Source organism: Peribacillus sp. NJ4 (assembly GCF_030348345.1).
Classification (GTDB): Bacteria; Bacillota; Bacilli; order Bacillales; family DSM-1321; genus Peribacillus.
In genome coordinates this window covers 3,767,185-3,784,646 of sequence record NZ_JAUCFQ010000001.1, presented here as the reverse complement: position 1 = coordinate 3,784,646, position 17,462 = coordinate 3,767,185, and the positions used below count along the sequence as shown (strand labels likewise).

Here is a 17,462-nt window from a genome sequence, read left to right as displayed (position 1 = left end):
CATTGACAATACAGTGGTTCCCTGGCCATATGGCCAAAGCAAGACGGGAAGTAACAGAGAAATTAAAACTGATCGACATCATCTTTGAACTTGTGGATGCCCGGATTCCGGCATCTTCACGAAATCCGATGATCGATGAAATCATACAGCATAAACCGAGGGTTATCCTTTTGAATAAAGCTGATATGGCCGATCCTGTAAAAACGAATAAGTGGCTTGAATATTATAAATCGCAGGGGAAAACGGCAATAGCTATTAACTCACAGGCAGGAAACGGTTTAAACCAGATTACAACTGCTTCTAAAAAACTTTTAAAAGAGAAGTATGACCGGATGGAATCAAGAGGAATAAAGCCGAGAGCGATCCGCGCCATGATAGTAGGTATTCCGAACGTAGGGAAATCAACTTTAATAAATCGACTTGCCAAAAAGAACATTGCCAAAACAGGGAATACACCTGGTGTCACGAAAGCACAGCAATGGATAAAAGTTGGTAAGGAATTGGAATTGCTGGACACGCCGGGGATTCTCTGGCCTAAATTCGAGGATCAGCAAGTAGGCTTGAAGCTTGCTTTGACAGGAGCGATCAAAGATACGATTTTAAACTTGCACGAAGTTTCGTTATACGGTCTTCGCTTTTTGGAAAAAGAATATCCGGATAGATTGAAATCCCGTTATAACTTGGATGCAATTCCTCAGGAAACGCTCGAACTATTCGATGCGGTCGGAAAGTTCAGGGGCTGTTTAGCATCTGGAGGCTTCATTGATTATGACAAAACCGCAGAGTTGGTCGTACGTGAAATCCGTTCAGAAAAGATGGGTCCGCTTACGTTTGAGGTCCCTAAGGATTATGAAGAAGATAATATCCCCGAATAACATTAAGTAGAAATTACAAGACATTGACCTGATTTTTGAAGACAGTCAGTGAAAAGGTTGATACGGAGCTGGAGTTGGATGTCGAAAAGGTTTTTTCTTTTTGATGTCTCTTTTCCACTCCGTATTTTTGTTTGAACTGTAGAAGGAAAGCAAGACTGCCGATAATTAATATGATGGGTGATAGATGATGAAAACTGCAATGAGCATTAAGGAAATCTCCTCAAAGTTAAAGACAATAAGTGAGCCTGGAGATTTATTTTTACAGGAATGCCGGGAGGACAGCCGAAAGGGTGTAACCGACTTAGTGAGCAAATGGCAAAGAGCCTATGAAAAAGAACAACAGGTAAAGGATGCTTTCACGGAAATGACGGAGTTTGAGCGGCAATTGCGAAAACAGGGGTTTTCAATTCTTGCTGGTATCGATGAAGTAGGGAGAGGGCCGCTGGCAGGACCAGTTGTGACGAGTGCAGTCATCTTGCCGGAATCTTTTTATTTGCCAGGGCTGAATGATTCTAAAAAGATTTCAGAGTCAAAAAGGGAATTGTTTTATGAAATGATTTTTAAGGAAGCACTATCCATAGGTATAGGTGTTGTACATAGCGAAGTAATTGATGAAATCAATATATACCAAGCTACGAAAAAAGCGATGGTGGCCGCAGTGAACGATCTTTCAGAACTTCCTGATCATTTGTTGGTCGATGCGATGGAACTGGATGTGCCGATTCCACAGCTTTCACTCATAAAGGGGGACGCAAGAAGCATTACCATCTCTGCGGCCTCCATTATCGCGAAAGTGACTCGTGATAGGATGATGAAGGAATATGGTGAAAAATATCCGGAATATGGTTTCGACAAGCACATGGGTTATGGGACAAGCCAACATTTAGAAGCGCTCGACAAGCACGGGCTTACACCTTGGCATAGAAGAAGTTTTGCACCAGTAAAGGAAATCGCTGCACGAACGAAGGACTAAGGGAGGATGAGTGATGCAATCCATAACAAGCGGTCAAACTGTATCTTCACCCGTAGAAATGCATGGAACTGCAAGTTTGAAAAACGGGCAAATCCTTTTCGGGAAAGTGAATAAGGTTTCTCCTAACCAGACGGCCGAGGTACAGATTGGCCATCAAAACATGATTGCCACTCTCGATATCCCGCTTCGGACAGGTAAAAGGTATTGGTTTCAAGTACAGCAGCCAAATGAGGGGAAGGTCGTGTTAAAAGCGTTAGATTCCCCGAATTTGAACTATTCCAGCTTAAAGGGAACAGCTGAACAATTAACCGCTCATCTCGGCATGACGCCCGAACCTGCCGCAACGAAGCTTGCCGAATATATCCTGAAAAATCGTCTCCCGATAACCAAGGAAACTTTTCAGTCCGCTTTGCAATGGCTAAAAGCTGCTGATGCTGAAGAAGTTGGTCTGCCAGTCATAAAAACAATGTTCGTTCAGCAATTGCCTTTTGTAAAAGAAGTATTTGATGCATTATTTGCACAGGCTAAAGGCGAACCTTTCCACAAACTGCTCAGTGGCCTTAAACAGCTGATGCAGGGTTGGGATTCGGAAACGAGGACGGCTGTCAAGCTTATGGAGGTATTGGATTCCTTGCATGTTTCCAGAAGGAACCAGCTACAACAAATCGGTTTGCAAAAGCTAGTGACCGCTTGGTTGGATTCCGATTCAACACCCGAAATGAAATCCGGCGCATTTTCCCTGCTTCAAAAGACGGGTTTTGTTCCAAAGGGAATAACGGAATCTGTTTTTCTGGAGGATTTAATTGATGGAGCTGAGGCGAGGTCCGGTATTCTGAAGAATTCAGCGATTGAAAAATTACACCAAGGATTGCAATTGCTTTCCAAGGTGAAAATCGGAGCATTTGGTAAAGTTGAAGATATAGAATTGAATATAAATCGCATATTGAACGGTGTTGATCATGAAGAGGCAAAAATGAGACCTGATATCCAATCGATTCAGAAAATAAATATTTCTGCAGAAAAACTTTCTCTTCTTGTCTTTCGTTTGCTTGAGAGTACTTTTAAAGGAGCAACGGCAGTAATAAAGGGAGTAGGCGGAAAAAAAGTAGTGGATGACTTTTTAGGCTATTTGAATAAGGATACAGAGCAGGTGGTTAAGTCGAAGGGTATGGTGGCTGAATTGCTTTTTCAGTCGCTTAAACAGCTTCCTGAGGCTCTATCCGTCATGGGTAATGAGAAACTGGCCCTTGCACATGTATTGGATGCTGAGTTTCAAACAATCGATTTCACAAATGGGCCATCAGTTGCACACCAACTTAAAGAATGGACCAAGATCCTTGGTCTTCAGCTGGAACATGCACTCATTAATCGTTCTGGAGATGATATGACGGAGTTCACGAAGGATTTAGAGACACTTAAACCACTGCTGCTTAAATTGCTGAATGAGCAAATTCCGGGAGCCATAAAGGAGATGGCAGAACAAATCCTTAATCGGATTACTGCTCAACAGATCCTTTCACAGGAAAATGGGCCCGATTTAGAATTTGCTCCTTACACTTCCGCTTAATCTGGGATCTACTCAAACGGACCTAACATTACAATGGAGCGGAAGGAAAACAAAAGATGGCAAGATAGACCCGAATTACTGCCGAGTCCTATTTTATTTAGAATTAGAACGCCTTAAAGAGATGGTCATCGACATGCAGGTTCAAAATCGAATCATAAAAGTGACTTTCATTAATGGGTATGGTGCAGTCCTTGAAGAGGCAGCTGATCAATATCTAGACCTCCTGATAGAGAATCTGGAAAAAATGGATTACAAATTATCAGGGGTTTCATTTGTAAACCCCGTAAATGGAAAAAAGAGGGACAAAGGTTTGAAATCCGTTCCTTTTTCAGAAACAGGTCCATATAGTGGAGTGGATATTCGAATATGAAAAATAATAGACGAAAAGAAGCCATTGCTTTAAAGTATGATCAAACGACATCCAAAGCACCCGTCATATTGGCGAAGGGGAAAGGTAAAACGGCTGAAAATATTCTGGAAAAGGCTATGAAACTGGATATACCGGTCCAAAAGGATGGATCGCTTGCTGCACTTTTAGGTCAATTAGATATAAATCAAACAATTCCCGAAGAATTGTACGGAGCTGTTGCTGAGGTATTTGCATTCATTTATAAAATTGACAAGGACATGAATCGGTAGGAGTCTGATTATTTAATTTCACTAAAGAGATTCATGTTGGTTCATGTAGAATTTTAGGGAAAACAATAACGAATTTTCATTATATTAAAAAAATACTAAACTATCAGCAAAAGGACAAAGCCACAGCTTTGTCCTTTTGCTTTTCCTATGAATCAACACAATGGAAACCCAAATTTTTCATGAAAGGATGTCTGGATTAAAATGGCGATAAAGGCTTTGATAGGAGGTGTTTTTACTAGACTTATAACTGGAATTTCTTTTGTTGTAATAGAAGTTCAGAACCAAAATAGATGATTTTTCATAAGGAAAAACACAACGGCGAAGAAAGTTTTTCCCACTTTATACAAGGTTGTGGAAGTATATTATAATAATATTTTAAAAATTATGTGAAAGAAAATTATGCACGAAGGAGAATTTTGTTGTAATATAGTAGAGAAATCGCGCATTAAATTTCAAAGTTGTTTTTTAGTAGATAAGGAGGATGGGAAATGAATATCCATGAGTATCAGGGGAAAGAGATATTGCGACAATACGGGGTATCCGTTCCAAATGGCCGGGTTGCCTTTACTGTTGATGAAGCAGTGGAAGCAGCGAAGGAGTTAGGTACGGAAGTTGTTGTCGTCAAAGCTCAAATTCATGCGGGCGGCCGCGGGAAAGCCGGCGGAGTTAAGGTAGCGAAGAACCTTGATGAAGCGCGTACATATGCAGAAGAGATTCTTGGTAAGACGCTGGTGACCCATCAAACAGGACCTGCAGGCAAAGAAGTTAAGCGTTTACTTATTGAAGAAGGCTGCGACATTACGAAGGAATATTATATCGGGCTGGTCCTTGACCGTGCTACGAACAGTGTCGTATTGATGGCTTCTGAAGAAGGCGGAACGGAAATTGAGGAAGTGGCTGAAAAGACACCAGAGAAAATTTTCAAAGAAGTAATCGATCCGGTTGTCGGCCTGACTGGCTTCCAGGCACGTAGGATTGCATTCAATATCAATATTCCGGCTTCACTTATAAATAAAGCTTCCAAACTTATGGTTAACTTATATACAGCTTTCGTTGAAAAAGATTGCTCAATCGCTGAAATCAACCCATTAGTGGTAACGGGCGATGGTAATGTAATGGCGCTGGATGCTAAATTGAATTTCGATGATAATGCCATTTACCGCCATAAAGACATCGCGGAGTACCGTGATTTGGATGAAGAGGATGCGAAAGAGATTGAAGCATCAAAACATGGCCTAAGTTACATATCGCTTGAAGGAAATATCGGATGCATGGTTAATGGTGCAGGACTTGCTATGGCAACGATGGACATCATTAAACATTATATGGGAGACCCGGCTAACTTCCTTGACGTTGGTGGCGGCGCTACTGAGGAAAAAGTAAAAGAGGCTTTCAAAATCATCCTATCCGATCAAAATGTTAAAGGCATCTTCGTTAACATCTTCGGAGGAATCATGAAATGTGACATCATCGCTGCAGGCGTAGTATCTGCTGCTAAAGAGCTTGGCCTGGATGTCCCTCTTGTTGTTCGTCTTGAAGGAACGAATGTGGACCTTGGTAAAAAGATTCTAAAAGAGTCAGGTTTAAATATTACGGCTGCTGAATCAATGGCAGATGGAGCACAAAAAATAGTATCACTTGTAGGATAATAGGCAGGGGGGAACATTATGAGCGTTTATATTAATAAAGATACGAAAGTGATCGTTCAGGGAATCACTGGTTCAACAGCATTATTTCATACAAAACAAATGTTGGAATACGGCACGAAAATCGTTGGAGGCGTCACTCCGGGTAAAGGCGGAACAGAAGCGGAAGGGGTACCTGTATTCAATACAGTTTCCGAAGCTGTCAATGAAACCGGAGCGAATGCATCGGTTATCTATGTACCGGCTCCATTTGCTGCCGATGCGATTCTAGAAGCCGTTGACGCAGAACTTGATCTTGTTATTTGTATAACTGAACATATTCCTGTCCTGGATATGGTCAAGGTGAAGCGATACATGGAAGGTAAAAAAACTCGCTTGATCGGTCCTAACTGCCCGGGTGTCATTAGTCCGGAAGAGTGTAAGATTGGTATTATGCCAGGATATATCCACAAAAAAGGCCATGTAGGTGTAGTTTCACGTTCTGGAACTTTAACGTACGAAGCCGTTCACCAATTATCGCAAGCAGGAATTGGGCAATCATCGGCTGTCGGTATCGGTGGGGATCCCGTTAATGGAACGGACTTCATCGATGTACTGAAAGCGTTCAATGAAGATCCGGAAACACATGCGGTGATCATGATCGGGGAAATCGGCGGCACGGCAGAAGAAGAAGCAGCTATCTGGGTGAAAGAAAATATGACTAAGCCAGTTGTTGGTTTCATTGGTGGCCGTACGGCTCCAGCCGGTAAACGCATGGGACATGCTGGTGCCATTATCTCTGGAGGAAAAGGGACAGCTGACGAGAAAATCCGCGTAATGAACGAATGTGGAATTAAAGTTGCTGAGACTCCATCCGTAATGGGTGAAACTTTGATTTCGGTTCTAAAAGAAAAAGATATGTACGAACCTTGTAAAACACATTGATTTAAGTTGGGCCGACCTGTTTTTTTGGGTCGGTCTTTATTTCCCTCCAATATCCTCGGTAAACACATTTCGTTTACCCAGTCCATCACAATCAACCTACTTTTAAAAATATCCGATTAGGGGCGTTTCCAATTGAATAAAATTGAAAAGTTAATCCATCTCCATCATTGTCGCGGAGCAGGATGGAAAACAATCCAAAAAATCATGTCCAATGACCCATCACTATCTTCCCTTTTTACAACAAAGCACATTGAATGGGTGAAAATGCTCCCTATCCCTTCAAATAAGCTCAACCTTTTCCTCAAAGATTTATATTCACTCAATGTAATCGATAAACTTAAACTTTACGAAGATAGTCAAATTCATTGTCTGACCATCTTCGATGATGATTACCCATTTTTGCTGAAGCAAATATTTGATCCTCCGTGGGTTCTTTATTTTAAGGGCGATAAGAAGCTTCTAGCGAGGAGGAATACCTTAGGTGTTGTTGGGACACGTAAGCCAACCTCGTATGGACTGGGGGCCTTAAAAACGATTCTGTTACCCCTTGTAAAGAAAGAATTCGTGATCATAAGTGGGGTGGCGGCAGGAATCGACGCAGAGTCACATAAGATAACTTTGGGGGAAGGCGGAGATACGATTGGGGTTTTAGGAGGCGGGCTTTTGCAAATATATCCTAAATCCAATATTTCCCTTGCTGAGGAAATCAGCGATAGAGGGTTACTTATATCTGAGACTCCACCGGAAATGATAGCGAAACCCTGGATGTTTCCGCTTAGGAATCGAATCATCAGTGGATTGTCACAGGGCGTATTCGTGGTCGAGGCAAAAGAAAAAAGCGGTTCCCTCATTACGGCACAAGCTGCTTTGGAACACGGCAGGGAGGTATTTGCGCTTCCTGGTAACGTAACGAGTCCCGAATCACTAGGGACCAATCAATTGATTCAGGATGGTGCAAAACTTGTTTTGAGTTCTAAGCAGATTGAAGAAGAATTTTGAACGATATAATATAGAAGATAGACGGAGAATCAAATGAAAAAAATAGAAAAATAAGGTATTCTTTTAGTAAGATGGGTTGAAATATTAGACAAAAAGGTTGAAAATATTGTAAAACTGTTATAAGTTTTGCAAATGCACCTCTTGTCAAATTCCCTATAAATAAATAAATCAGCATGCTTTGAAAAGTAAAGAGGTGTTGACAAATGATTTTTGAATGATTAATAATAGTGAAGATTTATATTACCTCTTTGAGGAGGATTTATTGGATGTCAGAATACTTAGTGATTGTGGAATCGCCCGCAAAGGCGAAAACAATAGAACGTTACTTGGGAAAAAAATATAAAGTAAAGGCTTCCATGGGGCATGTGCGCGATTTGCCTAAAAGTCAAATGGGTGTCGATGTTGAACATGAATATGAACCTAAATATATAACTATCCGCGGCAAAGGCCCGGTTTTAAAAGAATTGAAAACCGCTGCAAAAAAAGCGAAAAAAATCTATCTCGCGGCTGACCCCGACAGAGAAGGGGAAGCCATTGCCTGGCATTTGGCTCACAGTCTCGATGTTGACATTAATTCAGATTGCCGCGTGGTATTCAACGAGATCACGAAAGAGGCAATCAAGGAATCATTTAAATCACCGAGGCCAATAAATATGAAATTGGTTGATGCCCAACAGGCAAGAAGGGTCTTGGACCGTTTGGTCGGATACAATATCAGCCCGCTTTTATGGAAAAAAGTGAAAAAAGGCTTAAGTGCAGGCCGGGTCCAATCGGTCGCTGTACGGATGATCATAGACCGGGAGAAAGAGATCAAAGATTTTATACCGGAGGAGTATTGGACAATCAAGGCGGATTTTGTAAAAGGAAAAGAACAGTTTGAAGGTTCCTTTTTCAGCCTGGGTGGCGAGCGGAAGGAATTAAATACAGAAGAGGATGTCAAAAAAGTACTCGCTTCTTTAAATGGTGGCGAATTTACGATAGGGGCTGTGGCTAAAAAGGAAAGAAGACGTAATCCGGCTGCACCTTTTACAACTTCTTCCCTGCAACAAGAAGCGGCTCGTAAATTAAATTTCCGTGCAAAGAAAACCATGATGCTCGCTCAGCAGCTTTATGAGGGAATCGAGCTTGGAAAGGAAGGTACAGTCGGGTTAATCACTTATATGAGAACCGATTCGACCCGGATTTCCGATGTTGCGAAACAGGAAGCCCATACCTTCATTCAAAATAGTTACGGAGAAGATTATGTTCAGGTTGAACAGCGCAAGGAGAAAAAACAGACTAATGCTCAGGACGCCCATGAAGCGGTTAGACCAACAAGCACATTGCGTGAACCGGGTATAGTCAAGGAGTTCTTATCCAGAGATCAATTCCGTCTTTATAAATTGATTTGGGAACGATTCGTTTCTAGTCAAATGTCTTCGGCGGTCATGGATACGATGAGCATCGACCTGCATAACGGGGATGTCATCTTCAGGGCCAATGGTTCAAAAATTAAATTTCCGGGCTTCATGAAGGTATATGTTGAAGGGTCCGATGACTCAGTGGAAGAAAAGGAAAATGCTTTACCGGATGTGAAAAAAGGAGATCAATTCTTTTCAAAAGATGTCGAGCCGAAGCAGCATTTCACACAGCCTCCGCCCCGATATACTGAAGCCCGTCTTGTCAAAACGCTAGAGGAACTGGGAATAGGCCGTCCTTCTACATATGCTCCTACCTTGGATACGATTCAAAAACGGGGCTATGTTACCTTGGATAATAAACGGTTCATCCCTACAGAGCTTGGTGAGATCGTTCTTGAATTAATACGTGAATTCTTCCCGGATATTCTTGATGCAGAGTTCACTGCCAAGATGGAACAGGAGTTTGATAGCGTCGAAGAGGGCAGTATCGAATGGATAAAGGTCATCGATGAATTTTATAAAGAATTTGCCGTTCATTTGGCTAAGGCCGAAGTCGAGATGGAGAAAATAGAAATTAAAGATGAGCCTGCTGGTGAAGATTGCTTAGAATGCGGACATGAGATGGTCTTTAAGATGGGGCGTTATGGAAAGTTCATGGCATGCAGTAATTTCCCGGATTGCCGTAACACAAAACCAATCGTTAAAGAAATCGGTGTCAAATGCCCGAAATGTAAAGAAGGAAACATCATTGAAAGGAAAAGTAAAAAACGCCGCATATTTTACGGGTGTGATACCTACCCTGGATGTGACTTCATTTCTTGGGATAAACCGCTACCGCGGAGTTGTCCAAAATGTGAAGGGACACTTGTTGAGAAAAAACTCAAAAAAGGCGTCCAGGTCCAGTGCATGGATTGTGATTTCAAAGAAACGCCTCAAGCATAGAAAAGACCGTGAAATCGTTTACTTTCCTTATTTACAAGTGAGAAATCCTAATATAAATGGACTCGGCATCTGCCGAGTTTCTTTATGTTCGGGGAAGTATGATATCATGATAATGAGTGGAATTACTTCTAAGAAGAAAATGGATAAAGCTTGAAACTTTTTTATTTGGGCCATGTGATGTAAAATTCAGTGGACAAGTATATTCTTTTAAAGATATAATTCCTATTTGTGTCCTTATCCTTTTTAGAAAAGATGGATTGCAGCATATGCTTTAAATTAATAACAGGAATGGGTATTTTGGGTATAAATACATAGATATCGTTAAAAATGAAACTTTTATGAAAGCAATTTTAATGATAAATGATCCTGTCTTATCATATCTATACATGGAGGTTCGAAAAATGAAAGAAACAAAAGTAAGTGTAATCGGCGCTGGGCTTGCTGGAAGTGAAGCGGCGTGGCAGTTAGCTAAAAGAGGAATTAAAGTCGATCTATACGAAATGCGCCCGGTAAAACAAACGCCAGCCCATCATACCGATAAATTCGCTGAACTTGTTTGTTCCAATTCACTTCGGGCAAATACGTTAACAAATGCAGTTGGTGTATTAAAAGAAGAAATGCGAATACTTGATTCGGTCATCATGTCCGCAGCAGATGCTTGCGCTGTGCCGGCTGGGGGTGCTTTAGCTGTTGATCGCCATGAGTTTGCCGGTCTAGTGACGGAAAAGGTCAAAAATCACCCAAATGTAACGGTCATTAATGAGGAAGTGACGGAAATTCCGGATGGTCCTACGGTCATTGCAACCGGTCCGCTTACAAGCCAGTCACTTTCGGACAGCTTAAAGCAAATCATGGATGAAGAATACTTGTATTTCTACGATGCTGCCGCTCCAATTCTTGAAAAAGACAGCATCAACATGGATAAAGTATATTTGAAATCCCGCTATGATAAAGGGGAAGCCGCTTATTTGAACTGTCCGATGACGGAAGAGGAGTTTGACCGCTTTTATGAAGCGTTGATTGCCGCTGAAACAGTCCCACTTAAAGAATTTGAAAAAGAAATCTTTTTTGAAGGTTGCATGCCGATTGAAGTGATGGCCTCACGTGGGAAGAAAACGATGTTATTTGGTCCATTGAAGCCTGTTGGATTGGAAGATCCGAAAACAGGGAAACGCCCTTTTGCTGTAGTTCAATTGCGCCAAGACGATGCGGCAGGAACTCTCTACAACATTGTTGGTTTTCAGACACATTTGAAATGGGGGCCGCAAAAAGAAGTATTGCAGCTCATACCTGGATTGGAAAATGCGGAAATTGTACGTTATGGAGTTATGCATCGCAACACTTTCATAAACTCACCTAATGTTCTGAAGCCTACGTACCAATTCAAAAATCGGGATGATTTATTCTTTGCAGGTCAGATGACTGGCGTCGAAGGGTATGTAGAATCGGCAGCATCGGGACTAGTTGCAGGCATCAATGCTGCAAGGATCGTCCAGGGATTGGAGCCTACCATTTTCCCTGCTGAGACGACAATGGGCAGCATGGCAAGGTACATAACGTCGACAAATGGAAAGAGTTTTCAGCCGATGAATGCCAACTTTGGATTGCTTCCAGACCTTGAAGTGAGAATCAAATCCAAAAAAGAGCGTAACGAAACACATGCTAAACGCGCTTTGGACACAATTCAGAACTTTGTGAAAAATTTGTAAAATATTTGCCTGCTGTTTTAAAGTATGATACTATTTATTAGCCTTTGCGAGGTGTTTCCATGATTAATCAAAAAAAGGCATTATCATCCTTCATCGAATATTTACAAATTGAAAAAAACAGTTCACATTACACCATTGAAAATTACAAACGTGATATTCAAGAATTTTTCCTGTTCCTTAACGAACAGGGCATTGCCGATATCACGTCTGTTGAATATTTTGATGTCCGGTTGTTTTTAACGAATTTATATGAGAAAAAACTTTCTAAGCGTACTGTAGCCAGAAAGACTTCTTGCTTACGGAGCTTTTATAAATTTTTACTACGTGAAGGTGATGTGAAGGATAATCCTTTTTCTCTTGTTTCTTTACCTAAAAAGGATCAAAGACTGCCACGTTTTCTTTATGAGAAGGAAATGAAACTGTTGTTTTCTACTTTAAAGAAAGATTCACCGATAGGAATAAGGAACAATGCATTATTGGAATTACTTTATGCGACAGGCATTCGCGTTAGTGAATGCTGTGAGATTAAACTGCAGGATATCGATCTTTCCTTAGGTACAGTACTTGTCCATGGAAAAGGAAAAAAAGATCGCTACGTTCCGGTTGGTAGATATGCTCAAGAAGCGATAGATTTATACATACGTACAGCCAGGATGGAAATGACTTCGTCTGACGCCAAGGCGCATGTTTATTTATTTGTTAATTTTCGTGGAGACCCTCTTACACCTAGGGGAGTTCGCTATATATTGAATGAATTGATTAAAAAGTCAGCCGCAGATGGAAGTCTTCATCCCCATATGCTAAGGCATTCCTTTGCTACACACCTATTGAATAATGGGGCGGACATTCGGACGGTACAGGAATTGCTCGGTCATTCTAAAATTTCATCAACGCAAGTGTATACGCATGTTACAAAAGACCAATTAAAAAAAGTCTACAATGCATCACATCCGCGGCCTTAAATGTTGAAAGGGGACACTTTATGACAACGATATTTGCAGTGCATCATAAAGGTGAATGTGCCATGTCCGGTGATGGGCAGGTTACTTTAGGAAATTCAGTAGTGATGAAGCATACAGCAAGGAAAGTAAGAAAAATCTTTAATGGTAATGTCCTTGCAGGTTTTGCAGGTTCTGTTGCAGATGCATTCACTTTATTTGAGATGTTCGAAGCTAAACTTGAAGAGTATAATGGCAATCTTCAGCGTGCTGCCGTCGAAATGGCAAAGCAATGGAGAAGTGACAATGTATTGAGAAAGCTCGAAGCCATGCTGGTCGTGATGGATAAGAACCATTTGCTGCTCGTTTCTGGTACCGGGGAAGTAATTGAACCGGATGACGGAATTCTCGCCATAGGATCGGGAGGGAATTATGCACTGGCTGCCGGCAGGGCATTAATGCGATTTTCCAGTGATCATTTAACGGCAAAGGAAATCGCAGAATCATCTTTACAAATTGCAGCGGAAATTTGTGTATTTACCAATACGAATATAATCGTGGAAGAGTTGTAAGGAGGAGCGCAAATGTCAAAAAAAGCTAATTTAACACCGAGGCAAATCGTTGAAAAACTGGATCAGTATATCGTAGGGCAGCGTGAAGCAAAACGGGCAGTGGCAGTGGCTCTTCGGAATCGCTACCGACGTTCCCTTCTCTCGGATCAACTTCGTGATGAAGTCGTTCCGAAGAACATATTAATGATTGGACCGACTGGCGTTGGGAAAACAGAAATAGCTCGGAGAATGGCTAAATTGGTAGGTGCTCCTTTTGTAAAAGTCGAAGCAACGAAATTTACGGAAGTCGGATATGTCGGCCGGGATGTAGAGTCTATGGTTCGTGATTTGGTGGAGACTTCCGTCCGCCTCGTGAAGGAAGAAAAGATGGCCAGCGTAAAGGAACGGGCTGAAGAAAATGCAAATAGACGTTTAATAGAGCTATTAGTGCCATCAACCAAAAAACAGAGTAATTTCAAGAATCCTCTTGAAGTCTTTTTTGGAGGCAATAACAATCAAGATGAACAGGATTCGGAAGAAAATTCCGAAGATTTAAGTTTGCAGGAAAAAAGAAAAATCGTCGCTGAAAAACTGGCAAATGGTGAGTTAGAAAGTGAAATGATAACGGTCGAAGTGGAAGAACAGGCTGCTTCAATGTTTGATATGCTCCAAGGTTCGGGAATGGAACAAATGGGGATGAACATGCAGGACGCTTTAGGAAGCTTGATGCCGAAGAAAAGCAAGAAGCGCAAATTGAAGGTAAGTGAAGCGAGAATCGTTTTAACAAATGAAGAGGCGGCAAAATTGATTGATATGGATGAAGTCACGTCCGATGCAGTATACGGTGCTGAGCAAAATGGGATTATCTTCATTGATGAAATCGACAAAATTGCCAGTAAGAAGTCTGGAAGTTCATCCGCGGATGTATCAAGAGAAGGTGTCCAAAGGGATATCCTGCCAATTGTTGAAGGTTCGACAGTCGTGACTAAATATGGTTCAGTTAAAACGGATCATGTCTTATTCATTGCAGCAGGAGCCTTTCATATGGCTAAACCATCCGACCTTATCCCTGAATTACAAGGTAGATTTCCAATCCGTGTAGAATTGAACAAACTGACTGTAGACGACTTTGTACGGATTCTTCATGAACCGGATAATGCCTTGTTAAAACAATATGTTGCTTTATTAGAAACTGAAGGTATAGAAATTGAATTTTCTGACGATGCTGTTCGTAAGATAGCTGAAGTGGCCTTCGAAGTAAATCAAAACACAGACAATATTGGTGCAAGAAGACTTCATACCATTTTAGAAAGGCTGCTGGAAGACTTATCGTTTGAAGCACCGGAAATTACGATGGAGAAGATTACAATTACGCCCCAATATGTCGAAGGTAAGCTTGGTTCTATCGCCCGGAACAAAGATTTAAGCCAGTTTATCCTTTAATTCAGAAACAATTGGCAATAATTTGCCTATGCAACGAACATAAAATTACGGAAATACAACTTCATAGTTATTGTGAACCATGGTATTTTTAGGAGGAACAAATCAAATGAACTTATTAGCAAAAACAAGAAAAATCAATGCAATGCTCCAAAAAGCAGCAGGTAAAGCAGTTAACTTCAAAGAAATGGCCGAAAGTTTAAGTGAAGTTATCGAAGCAAATGTTTTCGTCGTCAGCCGCCGCGGGAAATTGCTAGGCATAGCGGTAAGTCAGCAAATCGAAAATGAACGCATGTACAAAATGTTGGAAGATAAACAATTCCCTGAAGTGTACACAAAAAACCTATTCAATATTCCCGAAACATCTTCCAATCTTGATATCGAAAGTGAATACACTGCTTTTCCAGTGGAAAACAAAGAGCTTTTCGCAACTGGTTTAACAACGATCGTACCGATTATGGGTGGGGGAGAGCGTTTAGGAACTCTGGTTCTTGCTCGATTACAAGAAAAATTTCACGATGACGATTTAATTTTGGCTGAGTATGGTGCGACTGTAGTAGGTATGGAAATCCTTCGTGAAAAATCAGAAGAGATAGAAGAAGAAGCTCGTAGTAAAGCTGTCGTTCAAATGGCCATTTCCTCGTTATCGTACAGCGAATTGGAAGCTATTGAGCACATTTTTGAAGAGCTTAAAGGTAATGAAGGTCTGCTTGTAGCATCAAAAATCGCAGACCGTGTAGGCATCACTCGTTCTGTAATCGTAAATGCGCTTAGGAAACTAGAGAGTGCAGGAGTCATTGAATCACGCTCCCTTGGGATGAAAGGTACTTATATCAAAGTATTGAACGATAAATTCCTTCTTGAATTAGAAAAGCTTAAAAATAATTAACATACAGAAAGGCAGCCCTTGAAAAAGGGCTGCCTTTTTTTGTGAACTTTTTCCATGTGAAGCTGGCTAGGACAAGACAAACAAGCAAAAAGAGGTAATTCGAATTAAAGATCTTAAATGGAAATGCGAAAAGCGTGTTTTCTACGAGAAGCATTAAATATAGTTAAATTTTTCTTTAAAAGGGTAATTATATTATTATAACTATTGAAATGATGAAAACTAAAAGTCGCTGGTGCTAATTAATTTTATGTAATCAATTACTTTTAGGTAAAGAGTTTCAGTCCTTCTTTATTGTTAAAGGGGAATTTGTCGAATGGGTAATAACTTTGAAAAGATCCGTTTTTTTAAAAAACGAAATAGTGCATTTGCCATTTGTTTTTTAATAAACCCTTTATTTAGAAGGGTGAAATTAATTGAATGGAAATAATTACTTGAAAGTAAATATGAAAATTAGTTCTAAAGTATCAGGTATATAGATCGGTTTTTCGATATGATAAATAAGCTAATAGAAGTAAAATTTGGTTAAAATGTAGATTATCATAATAAAATGTAATATAACGTAATATTAATCCTAGAATAATACTAAAAATTACGTCAAATTTTAGCAATTTGTGACAAATTTCGACTATAATAGGTCTAAAGTCTTTGTGTTGTTTATGGACATACTTATTATGTTTCTTTAAAATTAAACCATAAATGCATTGGGTTAATTTATTGATAAAGTATTTATCTGTTAAATAAAGAAAGAGGTGATCGATATGGAATTATTTTCGAATACTTTTCAATCACTAGAAAATGCTCTTAATTATTCTAATACAAAACAAAAAGTCATTTCACAGAACATAGCCAATTCGGATACGCCTAACTATAAAGCTAAAGAGGTCGACAAAACACAATCCTTTAAAGCAGAGCTGGAAGCTTCCCTGGAGTCATATCGAACCGATGAACGACATTTCAACTTCAAATCAGAGGGCAGTCATGCTTCTCCCATCGTGACGCAGAAAAACGTCCAATATAACAATAACGGAAATAGTGTGGATGTTGATAAGGAAATGACGGATCTTGCTGCCAATCAGATTTATTATAATGCAGTCACTGACAGGCTTTCAGGTAAGTTTCAATCATTGGAGAATGTAATTAGAGGAGGTAAGTGATGGGAATCTTCCAAAGTATAAATATGACTGGGTCTAGTCTGACCAGTCAAAGGTTAAGGATGGATGTAATATCTGCGAATATGGCTAATGCCGATACGACCAGGGGAGAATATGACGCGGAATCGAAAACATGGAAACCATACACAAGAAAAGCGGTTGTGATGCAAAGTAAGGAAGAAGGTTTTTCAAGTTTTTTAAACGCAGCATCCGGAAAAAAAAGCGAGGTCGGGAATGGAGTAAAGGTGACTGGAATAGTTAAAGACAACACACCTTTTGAACTGGATTACAATCCCGAACACCCAGATGCCAATGAAGACGGTTATGTTGAAATGCCAAATGTCGACCCGCTTAGGGAAATGGTCGATTTAATGAATGTAACACGTTCATACGAAGCAAATGTGACAGTTTTAAATGCATCAAAGGGAATGATGATGAAAGCGTTGGAAATCGGAAAATAAAATTTGAATGGAGAGTGTTGATATGGAGGGGATTTCTCTTTCGCCAATGGACCATCCAGGTAATGTGCTGAAAAAAAATCAGAACAATACTAATACACCATACGAAGCAAATCGGAATTTTGCGTCGGTATTAAAAGAATCAATAAATAAAGTCAACGAAACACAAACGACATCTGATGACCTTACAACCAAACTGGTTAATGGAGATGATGTTGAGCTTCATTCGGTGATGATAGCTTCACAAAAAGCCAGCGTTACCATGCAGGCTACATTAGAGGTTCGGAATAAGGTTGTTGAAGCCTACCAAGAAATGATGAGAATGAGTATATAGCATTCATTTTTAAGACCTCATTAATAT

The 17,462-nt window shown here is 40.4% G+C and carries 17 protein-coding genes; all 17 read left to right on the top strand.

Features of this window, described 5'->3' with window-relative positions; all coding sequences use genetic code 11:
• Window positions 1-2 precede the first annotated feature (2 nt).
• The 17 genes from ylqF to fliE all read left to right on the top strand — a co-directional run bounded on the left by ylqF (window position 3) and on the right by fliE (window position 17,435).
• Window positions 3-875 carry a ribosome biogenesis GTPase YlqF gene (gene ylqF, locus QUF94_RS18780; RefSeq protein ID WP_289317177.1) on the top strand — a complete coding sequence of 291 codons (873 nt, stop codon included), beginning with the start codon at window positions 3-5 and terminating at the stop codon, window positions 873-875.
• Between the two features lie 187 nt (window positions 876-1,062).
• Window positions 1,063-1,848: a ribonuclease HII gene (locus QUF94_RS18775; RefSeq protein WP_289317176.1), complete on the top strand. Its 786-nt coding sequence runs from the start codon at window positions 1,063-1,065 to the stop codon at window positions 1,846-1,848.
• 13 nt (window positions 1,849-1,861) lie between these two features.
• Window positions 1,862-3,415, top strand: coding sequence for a hypothetical protein (locus QUF94_RS18770; RefSeq protein ID WP_289317175.1), 1,554 nt, complete (start codon window positions 1,862-1,864; stop codon window positions 3,413-3,415).
• The gene (locus QUF94_RS18765) at window positions 3,393-3,785 is read left to right on the top strand and encodes a hypothetical protein (RefSeq protein ID WP_289317174.1); all 393 of its coding nucleotides are present in this window, start codon (window positions 3,393-3,395) and stop codon (window positions 3,783-3,785) included. The genes QUF94_RS18770 and QUF94_RS18765 overlap by 23 nt, the downstream gene beginning before the upstream one ends.
• Window positions 3,782-4,054 (top strand): EscU/YscU/HrcU family type III secretion system export apparatus switch protein, encoded by a 273-nt coding sequence (locus QUF94_RS18760; RefSeq protein WP_289317173.1) that lies wholly within the window; start codon window positions 3,782-3,784, stop codon window positions 4,052-4,054. Before QUF94_RS18765 ends, QUF94_RS18760 begins: the two co-directional genes overlap by 4 nt.
• A gap of 488 nt (window positions 4,055-4,542) precedes the next feature.
• Window positions 4,543-5,703, top strand: coding sequence for an ADP-forming succinate--CoA ligase subunit beta (gene sucC, locus QUF94_RS18755; RefSeq protein ID WP_289317172.1), 1,161 nt, complete (start codon window positions 4,543-4,545; stop codon window positions 5,701-5,703).
• Window positions 5,704-5,721: 18 nt separating this feature from the next.
• Window positions 5,722-6,624, top strand: coding sequence for a succinate--CoA ligase subunit alpha (gene sucD / locus QUF94_RS18750; RefSeq protein ID WP_289317171.1), 903 nt, complete (start codon window positions 5,722-5,724; stop codon window positions 6,622-6,624).
• A 132-nt stretch (window positions 6,625-6,756) separates the two neighbouring features.
• The gene (dprA, locus tag QUF94_RS18745) at window positions 6,757-7,623 is read left to right on the top strand and encodes a DNA-processing protein DprA (protein WP_289317170.1); all 867 of its coding nucleotides are present in this window, start codon (window positions 6,757-6,759) and stop codon (window positions 7,621-7,623) included.
• 266 nt (window positions 7,624-7,889) lie between these two features.
• Window positions 7,890-9,965, top strand: a complete 2,076-nt coding sequence (gene topA / locus QUF94_RS18740) for a type I DNA topoisomerase (RefSeq protein ID WP_289317169.1) — start codon at window positions 7,890-7,892, stop codon at window positions 9,963-9,965.
• Window positions 9,966-10,366: 401 nt separating this feature from the next.
• Window positions 10,367-11,674, top strand: coding sequence for an FADH(2)-oxidizing methylenetetrahydrofolate--tRNA-(uracil(54)-C(5))-methyltransferase TrmFO (gene trmFO / locus QUF94_RS18735; protein WP_289317168.1), 1,308 nt, complete (start codon window positions 10,367-10,369; stop codon window positions 11,672-11,674).
• 59 nt (window positions 11,675-11,733) lie between these two features.
• Complete coding sequence (gene xerC / locus QUF94_RS18730) at window positions 11,734-12,636, top strand: tyrosine recombinase XerC (protein ID WP_289317167.1); 903 nt, start codon at window positions 11,734-11,736, stop codon at window positions 12,634-12,636.
• 20 nt (window positions 12,637-12,656) lie between these two features.
• Window positions 12,657-13,184, top strand: a complete 528-nt coding sequence (hslV, locus tag QUF94_RS18725) for an HslVU peptidase proteolytic subunit (protein ID WP_289317166.1) — start codon at window positions 12,657-12,659, stop codon at window positions 13,182-13,184.
• Between the two features lie 12 nt (window positions 13,185-13,196).
• The gene (gene hslU / locus QUF94_RS18720; protein ID WP_289317165.1) at window positions 13,197-14,606 is read left to right on the top strand and encodes an ATP-dependent protease ATPase subunit HslU; all 1,410 of its coding nucleotides are present in this window, start codon (window positions 13,197-13,199) and stop codon (window positions 14,604-14,606) included.
• A 106-nt stretch (window positions 14,607-14,712) separates the two neighbouring features.
• A complete protein-coding gene (gene codY / locus QUF94_RS18715) occupies window positions 14,713-15,492 on the top strand; it encodes a GTP-sensing pleiotropic transcriptional regulator CodY (RefSeq protein ID WP_053345318.1) in 780 nt (259 codons plus the stop codon).
• A 758-nt stretch (window positions 15,493-16,250) separates the two neighbouring features.
• Window positions 16,251-16,646 carry a flagellar basal body rod protein FlgB gene (gene flgB, locus QUF94_RS18710; protein ID WP_289317164.1) on the top strand — a complete coding sequence of 132 codons (396 nt, stop codon included), beginning with the start codon at window positions 16,251-16,253 and terminating at the stop codon, window positions 16,644-16,646.
• The gene (flgC, locus tag QUF94_RS18705) at window positions 16,646-17,104 is read left to right on the top strand and encodes a flagellar basal body rod protein FlgC (protein ID WP_289317163.1); all 459 of its coding nucleotides are present in this window, start codon (window positions 16,646-16,648) and stop codon (window positions 17,102-17,104) included. The genes flgB and flgC overlap by 1 nt, the downstream gene beginning before the upstream one ends.
• Window positions 17,105-17,150: 46 nt before the next feature.
• Entirely contained in the window at window positions 17,151-17,435 is a 285-nt protein-coding gene (gene fliE / locus QUF94_RS18700; protein ID WP_289318436.1) for a flagellar hook-basal body complex protein FliE, read from the top strand.
• Window positions 17,436-17,462 lie beyond the last annotated feature (27 nt).